General features: G+C 68.1%; 16 protein-coding genes and 1 pseudogene. 10 read left to right on the forward strand and 7 right to left on the reverse strand.

The window, feature by feature from the left end; genetic code table 11:
- Positions 1–11: 11 nt before the first annotated feature.
- The 3 genes from RTY13_RS13580 to RTY13_RS13590 all read right to left on the reverse strand — a co-directional run bounded on the left by RTY13_RS13580 (position 12) and on the right by RTY13_RS13590 (position 2014).
- Entirely contained in the window at positions 12–284 is a 273-nt protein-coding gene (locus RTY13_RS13580; RefSeq protein WP_312784169.1) for a hypothetical protein, read from the reverse strand.
- 118 nt (positions 285–402) lie between these two features.
- Positions 403–675: a hypothetical protein gene (locus tag RTY13_RS17715; protein ID WP_409450316.1), complete on the reverse strand. Its 273-nt coding sequence runs from the start codon at positions 673–675 to the stop codon at positions 403–405.
- A gap of 571 nt (positions 676–1246) precedes the next feature.
- The gene (locus RTY13_RS13590; RefSeq protein WP_312784171.1) at positions 1247–2014 is read right to left on the reverse strand and encodes an alpha/beta hydrolase-fold protein; all 768 of its coding nucleotides are present in this window, start codon (positions 2012–2014) and stop codon (positions 1247–1249) included.
- Positions 2015–2082: 68 nt separating this feature from the next.
- On the opposite strand from RTY13_RS13590, the gene RTY13_RS13595 reads away from it, so the two are divergent.
- Positions 2083–3141 (forward strand): iron ABC transporter permease, encoded by a 1059-nt coding sequence (locus RTY13_RS13595; RefSeq protein WP_312784172.1) that lies wholly within the window; start codon positions 2083–2085, stop codon positions 3139–3141.
- Complete coding sequence (locus RTY13_RS13600; protein ID WP_312784173.1) at positions 3138–3929, forward strand: ABC transporter ATP-binding protein; 792 nt, start codon at positions 3138–3140, stop codon at positions 3927–3929. The genes RTY13_RS13595 and RTY13_RS13600 overlap by 4 nt, the downstream gene beginning before the upstream one ends.
- A gap of 73 nt (positions 3930–4002) precedes the next feature.
- Here RTY13_RS13600 and RTY13_RS13605 read toward each other — a convergent pair whose 3' ends face one another.
- The 3 genes from RTY13_RS13605 to RTY13_RS13615 are packed head-to-tail and all read right to left on the reverse strand — an operon-like array spanning position 4003 to position 6443.
- Positions 4003–5076 (reverse strand): YncE family protein, encoded by a 1074-nt coding sequence (locus RTY13_RS13605; RefSeq protein ID WP_312784175.1) that lies wholly within the window; start codon positions 5074–5076, stop codon positions 4003–4005.
- Positions 5077–5100: 24 nt separating this feature from the next.
- Entirely contained in the window at positions 5101–6234 is a 1134-nt protein-coding gene (locus tag RTY13_RS13610) for an ABC transporter substrate-binding protein (protein WP_312784177.1), read from the reverse strand.
- A gap of 11 nt (positions 6235–6245) precedes the next feature.
- Complete coding sequence (locus RTY13_RS13615) at positions 6246–6443, reverse strand: hypothetical protein (protein ID WP_409450313.1); 198 nt, start codon at positions 6441–6443, stop codon at positions 6246–6248.
- Between the two features lie 183 nt (positions 6444–6626).
- Between RTY13_RS13615 and RTY13_RS13620 the strand changes: the two genes are divergently transcribed.
- From RTY13_RS13620 to RTY13_RS13655, 8 genes and pseudogenes are all read left to right on the forward strand, one after another.
- Complete coding sequence (locus RTY13_RS13620; protein WP_312784178.1) at positions 6627–6815, forward strand: hypothetical protein; 189 nt, start codon at positions 6627–6629, stop codon at positions 6813–6815.
- Between the two features lie 276 nt (positions 6816–7091).
- A complete protein-coding gene (locus RTY13_RS13625) occupies positions 7092–7178 on the forward strand; it encodes a potassium-transporting ATPase subunit F (protein WP_312784478.1) in 87 nt (28 codons plus the stop codon).
- 16 nt (positions 7179–7194) lie between these two features.
- Positions 7195–8907 carry a potassium-transporting ATPase subunit KdpA gene (kdpA, locus tag RTY13_RS13630; RefSeq protein WP_312784179.1) on the forward strand — a complete coding sequence of 571 codons (1713 nt, stop codon included), beginning with the start codon at positions 7195–7197 and terminating at the stop codon, positions 8905–8907.
- Between the two features lie 31 nt (positions 8908–8938).
- Positions 8939–10983, forward strand: a pseudogene (kdpB, locus tag RTY13_RS13635) (potassium-transporting ATPase subunit KdpB).
- 32 nt (positions 10984–11015) lie between these two features.
- Positions 11016–11759, forward strand: a complete 744-nt coding sequence (locus RTY13_RS13640; protein ID WP_312784181.1) for a TorF family putative porin — start codon at positions 11016–11018, stop codon at positions 11757–11759.
- On the forward strand, positions 11759–12349 hold the full coding sequence (kdpC, locus tag RTY13_RS13645; protein ID WP_312784183.1) for a potassium-transporting ATPase subunit KdpC: 591 nt from the start codon (positions 11759–11761) through the stop codon (positions 12347–12349). Before RTY13_RS13640 ends, kdpC begins: the two co-directional genes overlap by 1 nt.
- A complete protein-coding gene (locus RTY13_RS13650; RefSeq protein ID WP_312784185.1) occupies positions 12349–15018 on the forward strand; it encodes a sensor histidine kinase KdpD in 2670 nt (889 codons plus the stop codon). Before kdpC ends, RTY13_RS13650 begins: the two co-directional genes overlap by 1 nt.
- 8 nt (positions 15019–15026) lie before the next feature.
- Complete coding sequence (locus RTY13_RS13655) at positions 15027–15716, forward strand: response regulator (RefSeq protein ID WP_312784187.1); 690 nt, start codon at positions 15027–15029, stop codon at positions 15714–15716.
- Positions 15717–15878: 162 nt separating this feature from the next.
- Here RTY13_RS13655 and RTY13_RS13660 read toward each other — a convergent pair whose 3' ends face one another.
- Positions 15879–16937, reverse strand: coding sequence for an NAD(P)-dependent alcohol dehydrogenase (locus RTY13_RS13660; RefSeq protein WP_312784189.1), 1059 nt, complete (start codon positions 16935–16937; stop codon positions 15879–15881).
- Positions 16938–17090: the final 153 nt, after the last annotated feature.

Below are 17090 nucleotides of genomic sequence, written 5' to 3' on the forward strand. Positions count from 1 at the left end.
GCTCGTCAGGCTCATAACCTGAAGGTCGCAGGTTCAAATCCTGCTCCCGCACCCACTACAATAGTACAATCGCCGTCCTGGCCGACCAGGGCGGCGATTTGTCCTTTCACGGTCAGCCCATATTGGCCCCGCTGCGCCAGCCGCGTCACCACGACCGTCTCGATCAGGCGACGCACCAGATCTCGCGCCTCGGCCGCCGCTTCGCTGTCGCTGCGATGAAGCGCTTGGGCGAGGTCGCCCACCACGCGGCGATAATGCTCGGCGATCACCGGATGCAGGGACACCGGCGAGGGGGCTTCCTCAGCCGCCAGTTCTGCCTCCAACGCCGCGCGCTGGGCCTCGAGTGCGCCAGCTTGTCCTTGATCGCCGCGCCGCTCAGTACGCCGTCGGCGACCTGGTCGATCAAGCGGTCCGACCGGCGGATGGCTTCGGCCAGGTCGCCTTCCAGCTTGCCGCGCCGGCCTCGGACTTCCCGATTGCGTTTCTCCATCTCGAGGCGCGCCTCCTCCATGGCCGAGGCGACGATGTCGGGCGACAGCAGGCGATCCCTGAGGCCGCCAGGACGTGGTCGGCGATGTCGGTGCCCTTGGCCCCGCGCCCGTTGTCGCAAGCGGCGGGACCGCGTTCTCGCCGCCAGGAGCAGACGAATCTCTCCTCGGATCCGCTGCGGATCATCGGGCCGCCGCAGCAGCCGCAGGTCAGCTTGCCGCTGAGCAGATGCCTCGGGCGCACCGAGACCAATGACGATGTCTTCTGTGGACCCAGCCGGTCTTCTTCGTAGCGGGCCCGGACCTTGAGCCAGAGTTCCTCAGGAACGATGCGCAGGGCCGGACTTTCTGGCGGACGATGCTGGCGGGATCGCCCTTGCGCGCATTGCGCGCACCGGTGCTGCGGTCCTTCAGCCAGGTCTGGCGGCCGAACACCAGGACGCCCCGGTAGAGCTCGTAGAGCCCCGGTGGGGACTCGTTCAGAAACCTCCCGCGGGAGGTGCACTCATTACGCACATCTAAGGGGGCGGGGGACGTAGCTCAACTGCCGAAGCCGTATTCAACCCATGAAGCGACATGGGCGGCGCTTCAAGAGGAGACGTACTCCGTGAGGTGATCAAGGAAACGCCCAGATGTTGGAAAGCGCGTTTGACTCAAGGCAGCGGTTAGCTGCGACCGCTTTCGGGCAAGCCGCTCAGTCGACGAGTGTGCATATCCGGCTCTTGGCTGTCGCTGCCAAGCATGCACTTAGGCCAAGCTTATGGTCGTGATGCAAAACGCAGCGCGGCTGGAAGCGAGGCGTAGGGGGTCGAGCCGTGATCCTCGTCGTTCAGCACGGAGAGCATGACTCCGGCTTTCGCCAGCAGGCTGCGGGTGTTGCTGATCATGCGGCGAGCGAGGTGGTCTTGGGTTAGTCCCTCTGTCTCTTCTTCACTGCCGACGAAGACCGTCAGATCATCGGCGCAGGTTGATCCTGAAGGCTGAGCATGGATGACTGAAGGGTTCGACCAGATCGAGGGGCCGACGGCGACATAGCGTGCGAAGGGCGCGGCGGCGGCGCGTGCCTCAAGGACAAACAATCCGGACATGGAGTGGCCCAGGAGGGTGAGGTTCGCCGTGTCCGCGCCCTCCATCTCCATCCGGGGCAGGATGTCGAGGATCAAGCGTTGCAGCAAATGCTGTCCACGAGGCGGTGCGCCCGATCGCTCTTCTAGGGAGGAGAAGCCGAACGTCGCTTGGCGATCGGCGCTGTCGTCCAGGGCTATGCCCACGATCATCAAGGGCTCGATACGCGTCTTCGTTGAACGTCGGGCTAGGCGTTGCGCCATCTCGGCCGCGGCGGTGAAGTAGGCCTCGCCGTCCAGCATGATCAGAGCGGGCCATCCTTGCGGGGGGCGTTCGCCTGAGGGTTTGTTGATCCAGAGAGTAAGGCCAGGCGCCTCTGCTTCGGCTGGTAGATGCAGCGTGCGACAGCCTCCGGTCAGGGGCGGGGAGGCGTCGGTGAAGACAGGAGCGGACATCGTCATGACGACACCCTAGCCGATAATGGTGCGGGGGTGTATTGCGACGCATTCGCGTAATGGAGGGCGTCAGATTGGCGAACGCAGAACGTGCGGCGCCAGATGCGGTGCTCGCCTATTCCCGGGACGTTCGGGCCAGGTTCGTTGCGGTTGGGGTTCTGACCCTGCTGGCGGCGGCGGCTTTGCTGCTGGATGTGGTCACCGGACCTTCTTCGATCTCGGCGGCGGCCGTGGTGAAGGGCGTTTTCGATCCGTCGTCTCTCAGCACGGCGCAGCAGGCCATCGTCTGGCAGGTGCGTCTGCCCTACGCCCTGATGGCGACCATGGTCGGCGCGGCACTGGCCCTGGCCGGGGCCGAGATGCAGACGGTGCTGAACAACCCGCTGGCCAGCCCCTTTACGCTCGGCGTGTCGTCAGCGGCCTCGTTCGGAGCCTCACTGGCCATCGTGCTGGGGGTGGGAGCCAGCTTCATCGGGTCGGACTGGCTGGTGCCGCTGAACGCCTTTGTCTTCGCCTTCGGCTCGGTGCTGGCGCTACAGGCCCTGGCGCGGATGAAGGGATCGGGGGTCGAGAACATCGTCCTGTTCGGCATCGCTTTGGTCTTCGCCTTCAACGCCCTGACAGCTCTGGTGCAGTTCCTGTCCTCGGCCGAAGCGTTGCAGCAACTGGTGTTCTGGACCATGGGGTCGCTGTCGCGGGCCACTTGGGGCAATGTCGGAGCCTTGGCCCTGGTGGTGGGATTGGTCACGCCATTCTCGATGTTGGCGTCGCGCGGGCTGACGGCGCTGCGGCTGGGTGAAGATCGCGCCATGAGCTTCGGCGTGGACGTGAAACGCCTGCGCTTCCTGTCCCTGCTTCGGGTCAGCCTCTTGTCGGCGACAGCCGTGGCCTTTGTCGGCGCCATCGGCTTCATCGGCCTGGTCGGGCCGCACATCGCTCGCCTGCTGGTGGGCGAGGATCATCGCTTCTTCCTGCCGGCCAGCATCCTTTCGGGCGCCGTCATCATGTCGCTGGCTTCGGCGGCGTCCAAGGCCATCGTCCCGGGCGTGCTGATGCCGGTCGGAATCGTCACGGCCGTGATCGGCGTGCCGGTCTTCCTGTTGCTGATCTTCCGCAACGGAGGCCGGGCATGACGGGATTGCGGGTTCAGGACCTGAGCGCCGGCTACGGCGGACGGCCCATTGTCGAGGGTCTGACCCTGCCGTCGCTCAACGCGGGCGAAGTCGTCTCGGTCGTCGGTCCCAACGGGGCGGGCAAGAGCACCTTCCTGCGGGCGCTGGCGGGGCTGATCCCGGCCAAGGGGTCGATCCGGCTGGACGAGGCTGAGCTGACCGGCCTGTCGCTGGCGGACCGGGCCAAACGCGTCACCTACATGCCGCAAACCTTGCCGCAGGGCGTGGCGCTGACGGTGCTGGAAACCGTGGTGGCCGCCATTCGCGCCACGCCCTTGGGCGGCGCCGCCTTCACTGACGCCCAGGCAGTCGAGCGGGCCTTCGAAGTTTTGCAACGCATCGGCGCCGAAGCCCTGGCCGGGCAGCGTCTGGACCGGCTGTCTGGCGGTCAGAAACAGTTGGCGGGGCTGGCCCAGGCCTTGGCGCGCGAACCGCGCCTGCTGCTGCTGGATGAGCCGACCAGCGCCCTGGACCTCTATTATCAGTTGCGCGTGCTGGATCTGGCGCGCGAGGCGGCGGCCGAGAGAGGCATGACGGTGATGATCGTCCTGCACGACCTGCAGGCCGCGGCGCGCGTGTCGGACCGGATCGCGGTCATGGCGAAGGGGCGGCTGGCGGCCTTTGGCGCGCCGGATCAGGCGGTGACGCCGGACATCCTGGCCGAGGTCTATCGCGTCTCGGCGCGCGTCCAGCGCTGTGAACGCGGGGTGCTTCAGGTCCTGATCGACGATGTGCTGAAGGCAGGCTGATCCGACGGACAACCCAACAAAAAAGGCCCGATCGACGGATCGACCGGGCCAGTTTGGGGAGGAAACGTGAAGGTCAGGGACGGATCAGCGTCACCACGTCGCCCGTCGGATCCACCGGGACGGGCGTACCGGCCGGGGCGTTGCGCGGCAGGCCGCGCGCCTTGTTGGTGACGTAGACGGCGTTGGTGGCGCGATCGATGGCGATGGTCTGGGGCAGGGTGCCCGTCGGGAGGTTGGCCTTCACCGCATAGGTGTCGGAATCCAGCACCGTCACCGTGCCTGCCTGACGGTTGGCGACATAGATCTGCTTGACCGCGCCATTGTAGGCCACGCTCAGCGCGCCTTCGCCGGTGGCGACCTTGTGGATCAGGGCACCGGTGTCGGCGTTGAGGACCGTCAGCTCGCCCGACTTCTGGTTGGCGACGAACAGGCGGCGCCCTTCGGAATCGACCGCCACGTTGATGGCGGATTCGCCGTGCGAAGCCCATTTGCCGACCGTTTCTCCGGTCGTCAGGTCGATGGCGGCGACTTCATTGCTGCCCATGCCGGTGACGTAGAGACGATTGGTCGAGCCGTCGAAGGCGGCGCCGGTCAGGCCGCCGACCGGCGCGGCGATGGTCCGCTCGACCTTGTGGGTCGCGCCGTCGATGACCCAGATCAGGTTGGGACGCGAGGAGTCGCCCGCGTCGCCGCCGACGACAGTGACATAGGCCTTGTTGCGTTGCTCATCGACGATGACTTCGCGCACGTGCGCGCTGTCGTCTTCCTCGTCGTGACGGATGGTGGCGACGACGGCGCCGGTCTTCAGGTCGATGGCCGAGACCGCGCCTGTGCGCGTGTCGGTGCCGTACAGGGTCTGGGTGCGGCTGTTCAGGCCCAGGCCGTAGAGCGGGCGGGCTGACACGTCGATGGGCGTCTCGGCGGCTAGGGTCTGGCCGTCCAGACGCACGATCTGAGCCTGGTTGGCGCCGCGCGGGCCGACCGCGGCGACATAGATGTCGCTGTCTGCGGGGTTGAAGACGATCTCATACAGGCCGCCCGGGGCGACCTTGACCGTCTTTTCGATCGTCTGGGCCGAGGCGGCGCCGGCGGCCATGAGGGCGACGAGGCTGGTCGCCATAAGGGCGCTGTGGCGAAGGGTGATCATGGGGTCTCTCCTTGGGACAGGGCGTCAAGCGGGGACCAGATCGGTCCAGTAGTCGCCGTGGTAGGGCACGGCGAGGAAGCGTTCGTTGATGGTGTTCAGCGTCGCGCGCGGGTCCAGGTCGGCGAACAACTCCGGCTGGATCCACTTGGCCAGAACCTCGGTGGCGACGATGTCGATGGGCGAGTTGATCAGCTGGTGCGACAGGCCGTGCACCTTGCCCTCGCGCACCGCTTTCAGCGTCGACAGGCCGCGCCGATCCGCCACGCGGCGCAGCGAGGCGCGCGAGGTTTCGGCGTCGTACTTCGGGCCGACGACGAAGCCGCCTGTCTTCTCCAGATGCGGGCCTCCGGTGGCGATGTAGATGTCGGGATCGCGCTCGACCACGAACTCCAGGTTCAGCTTGCCGGACGGCTGCTTGAGCACCTCTGCGCCGATATTGCGGCCGCCGACGAAGGTCAGATAGTCGCCTATGTTTCCGGCCCCGACCGAGTTGCAGCAGTCGGGGCCGTTGCCCGCGTGCGCTTCCAGGAAGACAGTCGGCTTTTGTTCGTCCTTCAGGTCCGCGACCCGGTCCGAGATGACTTTCAGCTTGGCGGCGCGGAAGGCGTTGTAGGCCTCGGCCTGTTCCTCGCGGCCGATCAGGCTGCCCAGCAGGGACAGGCTGCGCGACTGGTTCTCGAACGGGTGCTGGAAGAAGTCGATGTAGGCCACGCGCACACCCGCCTGTTCCAGCTGGGCGGCCTGGGCGTCGGTCGGACCAGAGTCCAGAGAGACCAGCGCGACCTGCGGCTGGGCGCCCAGCACGGCCTCGACGTTGAAGGCTGCGGCGGAGCTCGGCGTTTTGGGCAGGGTGGCCAGCGTCGGGGACTTGGCCAGATAGGCGGCGTAGATCTCGGAGCTGAGGCGGTTTACGTCGCCAGCCCAGGCCGCCAGCAGGCTGACCGGGTCAGGATGGATCAGCGACAGGGCGATCAGGAAGCGGCTGTCGTCGATCGATAGCTTGCTGATCGGCGGCGTCACCGCCAGCGGGCGGTCGCGCAGATCGGTCAGCAGAGATGAGGGGCCCTCGTCGTCACGGCGCGCACAGGCCCCGGCGCCGGCTACAAGGGCGGCGGCGCCCAGCAGAAGGGCGCGACGGCCCGGCTTGAATTCCGTCATCCGGCCCATCCTCAGAAATCCCAGCTGACGCCCATCCAGTAGCGACGGCCGTCGCCCTGGAAGTCGTAGGTCGCCACGTCCAGCACCTTGTCGGTCAGGTTGTAGACCCCGAACTTCAGCGTCACGTCGTCCCGCACGCGCCAGTTGGCCCCCACATCCAGCAGGGCGTAGTCAGGATAGCGACGGCCGACCTGACGCGGACCGTCCATGATCGGTTCATCATTGTTCGAGGGCGTCTCGATCAGTCGATGGGCGTCCAGTGCATATCGGCCAGCTAGCGGACCTGGTTCATCCAGTCAGGCGGCAGGCGTTCCGCCGGCGCTGGGCCAGGCTGATCATTTGGCCGTGCCTGAGGCGGGCTGGGTCTGTTCGGGCGACTGGCGCCGGTGCAGATGACGGCGACCATGATCGCCGCCTGGTTCCCGGCGGCCTTTGCCGGCAACCTCTTGGCGGGGCTGGTCGGCTCGACCTGGAACCTGATGTCGCCGGGCCCCTATTTCGCACTGATGGGCATGGTCGCCAGCGCCTCCTTCTTGGGCCTCTCCCTGCTTGTCCGCCCTTTTAGGAAGCTGGAAGTCTAGCCTCCCAAACATCTCAAAGCCCCGTAGCTCCCAAGACGAGGGCTTTCTGCTCCTGTGCGTTGCAAGTGACGAGCAGGACTGGGGGCGTCGGCGTCCTTATGCCCGCCTTATGCGCGGCGCTGAGTTCCGTATGGCCTGCTTACGCCCCGAAAGCGTCTCTTCCGGCTCTAACTGAGCTGGAGGCTTCGGCATGGCCGATGTGATCTTTCTGGCGATCGGCGGCGGAGCCTTCCTGGCCTTCGCCGCCCTCGCCGTTGCGTTGAAGAGGTTGTGACGATGCTGCTGAACGTCCTGTGGGGCGTCGGCGCCCTCGTCATCGCCGGCTACATGGTCGCAGCCCTGCTGCGCCCCGAGCGGTTCTGAGCGGAGCCGCCTCAAGATGAATATTCAAGGATGGGCGGAAATCGCCCTGACGATCGGCCTCGCCGTCATGCTCGGCTGGCCGATCGGTATCTATATGTCGCGCGTCTGGAACGGCGAACGCAACTGGCTGGACCCGGTTCTGAAGCCGGTCGAGGGCCTCTTCTATCGCGCCGCCGGGGTGGTCCCGAGCCGCAGCCAGGGCTGGCTGGGCTATGCCGGGGCGCTGCTGGCCTTCAACCTGGCGGGCTTTACCCTGCTGTACGCCATGCTGCGTCTGCAGGGCGTCCTGCCGATGAACCCGCAGGGGTTTGACGGCCTCAGCCCGCACCTGGCCTTTAACACCGCCGTTAGCTTCGTCACCAACACCAACTGGCAGAGCTATGGCGGCGAGACCACCGTCTCGACCTTTACCCAGATGGTCGGCCTGACGGTGCAGAACTTCGTCTCGGCGGCCACCGGCGCGACCATCGCCGCCGCCCTGGCCCGCGCCTTCATCGCCAATCGCGGCGAGGGCCTCGGCAACTTCTGGGCCGACCTGACGCGCACCAGCCTCTATGTCCTGCTGCCCATCGCCTTCATCGTCGCGGTGGTCCTGGCCGGTCTGGGCGTGGTGCAATCGCTGGCGGCCTCGACCGATGCGACGACGCTGGAAGGCGGTTCGCAGACGATCAGCCTGTTCCCGACCGCCAGCCAACTGGCCATCAAGCAACTGGGCATCAACGGCGGCGGCGTGTTCAACGTGAACTCGGCCCACCCGCTGGAGAACCCCACGCCGCTGACCAATCTGATCACGGCGATCAGCATCAACGTCCTGGGCTGGGCGGCCTTCTTCGCCTTCGGCCGCAGCGTCCTGGCCAAGCGCGACGTTCGCGCCCTGGCCGTCGCCGCCGTCATCCTGCTGGGCGCCGCCGGTTCGGCCCTCTACGCCATCGAAATGCAGCCGGCTCCCGCCGTTGTCGCCGCCGGCGTCGATGCGTCGGCCGGCAATATGGAGGGCAAGGAGGTCCGCTTCGGCGTGCCGTCTTCCGTCGCCTGGGCGGCCCAGACGACCGGCGCCTCGAACGGCTCGGTCAACTCCATGCACGCCAGCTACATGCCGCTGGGCGGGGCTGTGACCATGTTCCTGATGCAACTGGGCGAGATCCTGCCCGGCGGGATCGGTTCGGGCATCGCCGTCATGGTGCTGATGGCCATGCTGGCGGTCTTCGTGGCGGGCCTGATGGTCGGCCGCACGCCCGAATACCTGGGCAAGAAGATCGAGGCGCGCGAGATCCAGTTCGCCATGCTGGCGGTCCTGGTCGTGCCTTTGTCGGTGCTGGGCTTCTCGGCCGTCGCGGCGGTCCTGCCCGAAGCTCTGGCCGGACTGCTGAACAAGGGGCCGCACGGCCTGTCCGAGGTCCTCTACGCCTACACCTCGGCGACCGGCAACAACGGTTCGGCCTTCGCCGGTCTGACCGCCAACGCCCCCTGGTGGAACACCACCCTGGGTCTGGCCATGCTGCTGGGCCGGTTCGTTCCCGCCGTCGCGGTGCTGGCGGTCGCCGGCGCCCTGGTCGTCAAGCCCAGGCTGGCGCCCTCGGCCGGGACCCTGCCGACCCACGGTCCGCTGTTCATCGGCCTGCTGATCGGGGTGATCCTGATCCTCGGCGGCCTGCAGTTCTTCCCCGCCCTCTCCCTGGGTCCGATCGTGGAGCATTTCGACATGCTCCAGGTCGTGGCCCGGTTCTGATCGGATAATCCCATGACTCAAGTCACGCTCGATCCGTCGAGCCCCCGGTCGACGCCCATCGCGGGCGGATTGTCCGGGGCCATGCTCAGCCGGGCGCTCGGCGACGCCGTCGTCAAGCTGAAACCGACCAAATTGCTCAAGAACCCGGTGATCTTCGCCACCTGGATCGTCGCCCTGCTGGCGACCGCTTCGGCGGTCGTGGCGGCGGCGAGCGGCCAGGCGGCGGGCTTCGCCATCCAGCTGGCGCTGTGGCTGTGGGCCACGGTCCTGTTCGCCAACGTCGCCGAAAGCATCGCCGAAGGGCGCGGCAAGGCGGCGGCCGACTCCTTGCGCGCCACCCGCGTCACCACCAAGGCCAAGCTGATCGTCGATCCCAAGACCGGCACGGTGGTTCCGACCCCGGCGGGGGAGCTGGAGATCGGCTCCATCGTCCTGGTCGAGGCCGGCGACGTCATCCCCTCGGACGGCGAGATCATCGAAGGCGTCGCCTCGGTCAACGAGGCCGCCATCACCGGCGAAAGCGCCCCCGTCATCCGCGAAAGCGGCGGCGACCGCTCGGCCGTCACCGGCGGCACCACCGTGGTGTCGGACTGGATCAAGGTGCGCATCACCTCGGCCCCCGGCGCCACCTTCCTTGACCGCATGATCGCCATGGTCGAGGGCGCGGACCGTCGCAAGACGCCGAACGAACTGGCCTTGTCGGTGCTGCTGGCCGGTCTGACCCTGGTCTTCCTGATCGCGGTGGCGTCTCTGCTGGGCCTCGGCGCCTATTCGGGGATCAAGCTGGACCCCATCGTCCTGGGCGCCCTCTTCATCACCCTGATCCCGACGACGATCGGGGGGCTGCTGTCCGCCGTCGGCATCGCCGGCATGGACCGGTTGCTGAAGGTGAACGTGCTGGCCACCTCGGGCCGCGCGGTGGAGGCGGCAGGCGACGTCGACACCCTGCTGCTCGACAAGACCGGCACCATCACCTTCGGCAACCGCATGGCCACGGAAGTCATCACCGTGCCGGGCGTGCGTCCTGAGGCGGCGATGCGCGCGGCGGTCATGGCCTCCCTGGCCGACGAGACGCCTGAGGGCCGCTCCATCGTCGAACTGGGTCGCAACGCCGGGGTGACGGGCGACATGCCCGCCGGCGCCAAGACCATCCCGTTCAGCGCCATGACCCGCCAGTCGGGCCTGGAGGCGGACGGCCAGTCCTGGCGCAAGGGGGCGGTGGACGCCGTGCTGAAGTCCCTGGGCGTGGCCGAAAGCGCCGCCCCGGCCGAGTTCCGCGCCGCCGTGGACCGCATCGCCCGCTCGGGCGGCACGCCCTTGGCGGTGACCGAGAACGACGCCCTGGTCGGCGTCATCCACCTGAAGGACGTGGTCAAGCCGGGCGTGAAGGCGCGCTTCGCCGACCTGCGCCGCATGGGCCTGCGCACCGTCATGATCACCGGCGACAACCCGGTGACGGCGGCGGCCATCGCCTCGGAGGCCGGGGTCGACGACTTCCTGGCCGAGGCGACGCCCGAGGACAAGATGCGCCTGATCAAGGCCGAACAGGCCAAGGGCCGTCTGGTCGCCATGTGCGGCGACGGGGCTAACGACGCGCCCGCGCTCGCTCAGGCCGACGTCGGCGTGGCCATGCAGACCGGCGCCCAGGCCGCCCGCGAGGCCGGCAACATGGTCGATCTGGACAGCGACCCGACCAAGGTCATCGAGATCGTCGAGGTCGGCAAGCAACTGCTGATCACGCGCGGCGCCCTGACCACCTTCTCCATCGCCAACGACGTGGCCAAGTATTTCGCCATCATCCCGGCCATGTTCGTGGTCGGCCTGCCGTCGCTGGCGGCGCTGAACGTGATGAAGCTGTCCAGCCCGCAGAGCGCCATCCTGTCGGCGGTCATCTTCAACGCCCTGGTCATCATCGCCCTGATCCCGCTGGCGCTGCGCGGGGTGAAATACCGCGCCGTGGGGGCCGGAAAACTGCTGGGCCGCAACCTGCTGATCTACGGCCTGGGCGGTCTGATCGCCCCCTTCGTCGGCATCAAGCTCATCGACATCGTCATCTCCGCCCTCGGCCTGGCCTGAAGCCAGACCTGAGCGCGACCAAGGAAACACTCATGCGTAAACGTAACCTCTCCAAAGCCTCCGGCTCCAACGACGCCCTGTTCGGCGGCGCCTGCCTGGTCGCCATCATCGCCCTGGGCCTGTGCAGCAGCCCGGCCAAGGCCGAGGAAAAGACCGGCCCCGACGTCGCTTTCAACGCCGCCGTCGGCACCGACTACGTCTTCCGCGGCGTCAGCCAGACCGAGAGCGATCCGGCCGTCTCCGCCGGGGTCGATGTGACCCATGGCCTGTTCTACGCCGGGGCCTGGGCCGGCAACGTCTCCTTCGCCGGCGACGGCGACACCGACGCCGAGATCGACCTCTACGCCGGGGTCCGGCCCGAGTTCGGCGGCTTCAACTGGGACTTCGGCCTGGTCAGCTATTTCTACGCCGGTCAGCCGGACGGCGCCGACTACGACTATGTCGAGCTGAAGGCCGCGACCTCGCGCGCGGTCGGCCCGGCGACGCTGGGGGCGGCCATCTACTACTCGCCCGACTTCTTCGGTGCCTCTGAGGACGAGGCGACCTATGCCGAGATCAACGGGGCGATCAGCCCCGCCGACAAGTGGACCATTTCGGCGGCGGTGGGGCGTCAGTGGGTGTCGTCCGATTTCGACTACACCACCTGGAACCTGGGCGCGGCCTGGCAGATGACCGACCATCTGGCGCTGGACGTCCGCTATTTCGACACCGACGAACACGACTTCGGCGACGCCTATGACAGCCGCGCCGTGGCCAGCTTGAAGGCGACCTTCTGATGCTGAACCACATCCGTCCGGCGATCGTGATGATCGTCCTGTTCACCGGCGTTCTGGGCGTCGCCTATCCGTTCGCGGTGACGGGCGTGGCCCAGGCCGCCTTCTCGGAGCAGGCCGACGGCAGCCTGGTCCGGGACAAGGCCGGCAAGGTCGTCGGCTCGGCCCTGGTCGGGCAGAACTTCGCCGAGCCGGCCTATCTGCATCCGCGTCCCTCGGCGGCGGGCGACGGCTATGACGCCTCGGCCTCGTCAGGGTCGAACCTCGGCCCGCTGAACCCGGACCTGATCGCCCGGGTCAAGGCGGACGCGGATGCGCTGCGGGCCGAGGCCGGAGCGTCGGCGGTTATCCCCGCGGACGCCGTGACGACCTCGGCCTCGGGTCTCGACCCGCATATCTCTCCGGCCTACGCTAAGCTTCAGGCCGCCCGCATCGCCCAGGCGCGGGGCGTGGCGGTGGAAGAGGTGAGCAAGGTGATCGAGCAGCACGTCGAAGGCCGAACGTTCGGGGTGCTGGGCCAGCCGCGCGTCAATGTGCTGCTGACCAATATGGCGCTGGACGCCCGCTTCGCGCGCTCCGCCGCGGAGGGTTGATGGCGCCACCTGTTCTTCCGACGGACAAGACCCCGGCCGCCCCGCGCAAGCGTGGGCGGCTGAAGGTTTTCGTGGGCATGTCGCCTGGAGTCGGCAAGACCTACGAGATGTTGCGCGCTGCGCGGCGCCGGAAAGCGGAAGGCGACGACGTGGTGGTCGGCGTGGTCGAGACCCACGGCCGCAAGGAGACCATGAGCCTGCTGCGCGGGCTGGAGGTCATGGCCCGCAACCCCATCGCCTATCGCGACCGGACCCTGCTGGAGTTCGACATCGACGGCGCCGTGGCGCGCCGCCCGGACCTGCTGCTGGTCGACGAATACGCCCACTCCAACGCCCCCGGCTCGCGCCATCCCAAGCGCTGGCAGGACGTCGAGGAGATTCTCGGCGCCGGGATCGACGTCTGGACCACCCTGAACGTCCAGCATCTGGAGAGCCTGTCGGACGTGGTGCTGCGCATCACCGGGGTGCGCCAGCGCGAGAGCGTGCCCGACAGCGCCCTGTCGCGCGCCGACGACATCGAGGTCGTGGACATCACCCCCGAGGAGCTGCGCAAGCGTCTGGCCGAGGGCAAGGTCTATGTGCCGGAGACGGCGCGACTGGCCTCGGACAACTTCTTCAAGATCGAGAACCTGACGGCCCTGCGCGAACTGGCCCTGCGCCGCGCGGCCCAGACGGTGGACGATCAGCTGGTGGCCCGCCTGCGCGAACAGGGGGTGCCGGGGCCCTGGGCGGCGGGCGAGCGGATCCTGGTGCTGGTCAGCGGCGACGCCCACGCCGCGCCTCTGGTCCGCGCCGGTCGGCGGCTGTCGGACATGATGATGGACGCCCCCTGGACCGTGGCCCACGTCGACCGGCCCTCGGGCCCGCGGCACGGCGTCGGCTCGGCGGGCAAGCTGTCGGATGCGCTGAAGCTGGCGGAACAGCTGGGCGGGCGCACCGTGGTCCTGTCCGGCGACGACGTGGTGCGCGCCGTCATGGATCACGCCCATCAGAACAACGTCACCCAGATCGTGCTGGCCAAGGGGCGCGACAGCCGCCTGTCCGAATGGCTGGGCCGGTCGCTGGCGGCCGAGTTGCTGCGTCAGGCGCGCGGGGTCGCCGTCCACGTCATCACTGACGGGGCCGATCTGGAAGAGAAGACGCTGCGCGAGCCGCGCGTGTCCCTGCCTGGCGGCTGGCGCGGTTACGCCGTGGGCGCGGCCTTCGTGATCGCCGCCACCGGCCTGGCCCTGCTGCTGGATCGGACGTTCGAGCGGGTTGATCTGGGCGTCATCTATCTGTCGGCGGTGCTGGCGGCGGGGGTGCTGTACGGCCTGCGCCCGGCCCTTGCGGCGGCGACGGTCGCCTTCCTGACTTACAACTTCCTGTTCTTGCAGCCGAAATACAGTTTCGCCATTGGCTCTCCGACCGACGTCCTGACCCTGATCGTCTTCTGGGCCGTGGCCCTGACGACGGGCTTTCTGGCGGGCCGGGTGCGCGAGCAGGCGAAGGCGGCGCAAGGGCGCGCCTCGGCCGTCTCGGCCCTGCTGGCCGCCAGCCAGAGGCTGACCGGCGTCGGCGACCGCGCCGCCGCCGCCCGCATTCTAGCCGAACAGACGGCCGCCGCCGCCGGGGCGGGGGCGGTGGTCCTGCTGCCGGTCGAGAACGAACTGACCCTGATCGCCGGGGCGCCGGGCAAGCCTGAACTGGGCGCCGAAGCCATGGCCGCCGCCCGCTGGGCCTGGGAGAAGGGCGAGCCCGCCGGACACGGAACCGGCACCCTGCCGCAGGCGCGCTGGACCTTCCGGCCCTTGCAGGGCGTACGCGATCGCGCGGGCGTCGCCGGGATCGAGGCGGCGGCCCTGTCGCCCGGCTCCGACGAAGAGAAACTGGCCCTGGCCCTGCTGGACCAGGGCGCCGTCGCGGTCGAGCGCGCCGATCTGGCCGGTCAGGCGGTCGAGACCGAGACCCTGCGCCGCACGGATCGTTTCCGGGGCGCGCTGATGAACTCGGTCAGCCACGACCTGAGGACCCCCCTGTCCACGGTGCTGGGGGCCTCGACCACCCTGATCGACTTGGGCGACAAGCTGAAGCCCGCCGTGCGCGCCGACCTGCTGCTGTCGATCCGAGAGGAGGCCGAGCGGCTCAGCCGCTATGTCGGCGACCTTTTGGACATGACCCGGTTGGAGGGCGGCGGCCTGAACATCCGCGCCGACTGGGTCGACGTGCGCGACGTGCTGAACGCGGCGGGCAGGCGGGTGGCGCGGCGTCTGGGCCAGCGGACGATGACCCGCGACTTTCCGGCCCAGCTCAGTCTGGTCATGGTCGATCAGGGGCTGCTGGAGCAGGCGCTCGTGAACATTCTCGAGAACGCCATCGCCTACAGCCCTGACGGCTCGACGGTCGAACTGGCGGCCTATGAGGATCGCGGCGCGGTGGTCATCTCGATCGAGGACGAAGGAAAGGGCATCCCGACCGCCGAGCTGGAGCGGGTCTTCGACAAGTTCCGCCGCATGGAGGAGCCGTCCGACCGCACCAAGGGCGCCGGTCTGGGGCTGGCCATCGCCAAGGGCTTCGTCGAGGCCATGAACGGCCGCATCGCCGCCGCCAGTCCTATTCAGGATGGGAAAGGCACCCGCATCCTGATCAGCCTGCCCAAGGCCGTCGTCACCCACCCGAGCCTGCTCTAGACTTCCTCATGGCCGCTGTCCGTCCCCAGATTCTCGTCATCGACGACGAGCCCCAGATTCACCGCTTCCTGTCCCCGGCGCTGGACGCCGCCGGCTATGAGCCGCGCCGCGCCGACAGCGGGCAGGAGGGACTGCGCGGCATCGCCCTGTGGAGCCCCGACGCCGTGGTGCTGGACCTGGGCCTGCCCGACATGGACGGCAAGGACGTCCTGGCCCGCGCGCGGGAATTCTACGCTGGCCCTATCATCATCCTGTCGGCGCGCGACAAGGAGGCCGAGAAGATCGCGGCCCTGGACCTGGGCGCCAACGACTATGTCGAAAAGCCCTTCGGCGTCGGCGAGCTTCTGGCCCGGGTCCGCGCCAACCTGAGGCAGGCCGCGCCGCGCGTCGAGGCAAGCGGGCCGCTGACGGCGGGGGATGTGGTCATCGATCTGGAGCGCCGCCTGATCACCCGCGCGGGCGAGGGCGTGCGCGTCACGCCCAAGGAATACGACGTCCTGGCCCATCTGGCGCGCAACGCCGGCAAGGTGGTCGGCCACCGCGATCTGCTGACCGCCGTCTGGGGCAAGGCCCACGCCGACGACACCCAATACCTGCGCGTGGTCATCGGCCAACTGCGCCAGAAGCTGGAGGCCGACCCGGCCCAGCCCCGGCTGATCGCCACCGAGCCGGGCGTGGGGTATCGGCTGGTCGATTGATCAACATGCCGGTGGGACGCCTTTGGATCGCGCGTCGGCGCGCGCTTGGGCGTCGTCCGACAGGTCACCGCTGGGCGTCCGTGCTGAGGGCTTCTGTCGCACCTATGTGATGGCTGTCGCCGAGGCGTGCCTCGGCGACAGTTCAGGCGATGTGGGACCCTGTCAAACGGTCGCCAGGCTCGCGCTGTCGATGACGAAGCGATACTTCACGTCGCTGCGGGTCATGCGGGCGTAGGCGTTTTCGATCTGCTGGATCGGGATCATTTCGATGTCGGCGACGATGCCGTGCTCGGCGCAGAAGTCGAGCATCTCCTGGGTCTCGGCGATGCCGCCGATCATTGAGCCCGCGATGGACTTGCGCCGGAAGATCAGCGACGCGAACTGAGGCGACGGGTGGTTGTGCTCGGGCACGCCGACCAGAACCAGGGCGCCGTCGCGACGCAGCAGGTTGGTATAGGCGTCCAGATCGTGGCTGGCGGCGACCGTGTTGATGATCAGGTCGAAGCTGCCGCGGTGCGCCTTCATCTCATCGGCGTTGCGCGAAACGACGACCTGATGAGCGCCCAGGGCCTTGGCGTCTTCACGCTTGTTTTCCGAGGTGGTGAAGGCCACGACTTCTGCGCCCAGGGCGCGGGCGAGCTTGACCCCCATGTGGCCCAGGCCCCCGATGCCGACGACGCCGACCTTCTTGCCGGGGCCGGCCTTCCAGTGCCGCAGCGGCGACCAGGTGGTGATGCCAGCGCACAGCAGGGGGGCGACGGCGGCCAGTTGATCCTCGGGGTGGCTGACTTTCACCACGAACTTGTCGCTGACGACGATGCGTTGCGAATAGCCGCCCAGGGTGTGGCCGGGGGCGTCCGGCGTAGGGCCGTTGTAGGTGCCGACCATGCCTGTGCCCTCGCAGTATTGCTCAAGGCCTTCGTCGCAGGCGGCGCAGGTCTGGCAACTGTCGACCATGCAGCCGACGCCGACCAGATCGCCTTCCTTGAAGCGGCTGACATGGGCACCGACGGCGGAGACGCGACCGACGATTTCGTGACCGGGCACGCAAGGATAGAGGGTGCCGGCCCATTCGCCGCGCACCGTGTGCAGGTCGGAATGGCAGACGCCGCAATAGGCGATCTCGATCTGAACATCATGCTCGCCGGGCGCGCGGCGGACGATGTCGAGCGCTTCGAGCGGTTTGTCGGCGGCGTGGGCGCCATAGGCTTTGACGGTCATGATGTTTTCCTCGGGGGACGCGGGTAGGGGGTTAGTCGGCCTGGACGGGGGCAAGGTATTCCGCCTCGGTCACATGTTCCATCCAGTGGTTCTGGACGACTGGCCTTCCAGATCATCGTCGACGCCCTGCGGCGACCTGCGGGCTGACGTTTC

Origin of the sequence: Brevundimonas sp. (assembly GCF_032055285.1) — a bacterium.
Taxonomy (GTDB): Bacteria; Pseudomonadota; Alphaproteobacteria; order Caulobacterales; family Caulobacteraceae; genus Brevundimonas.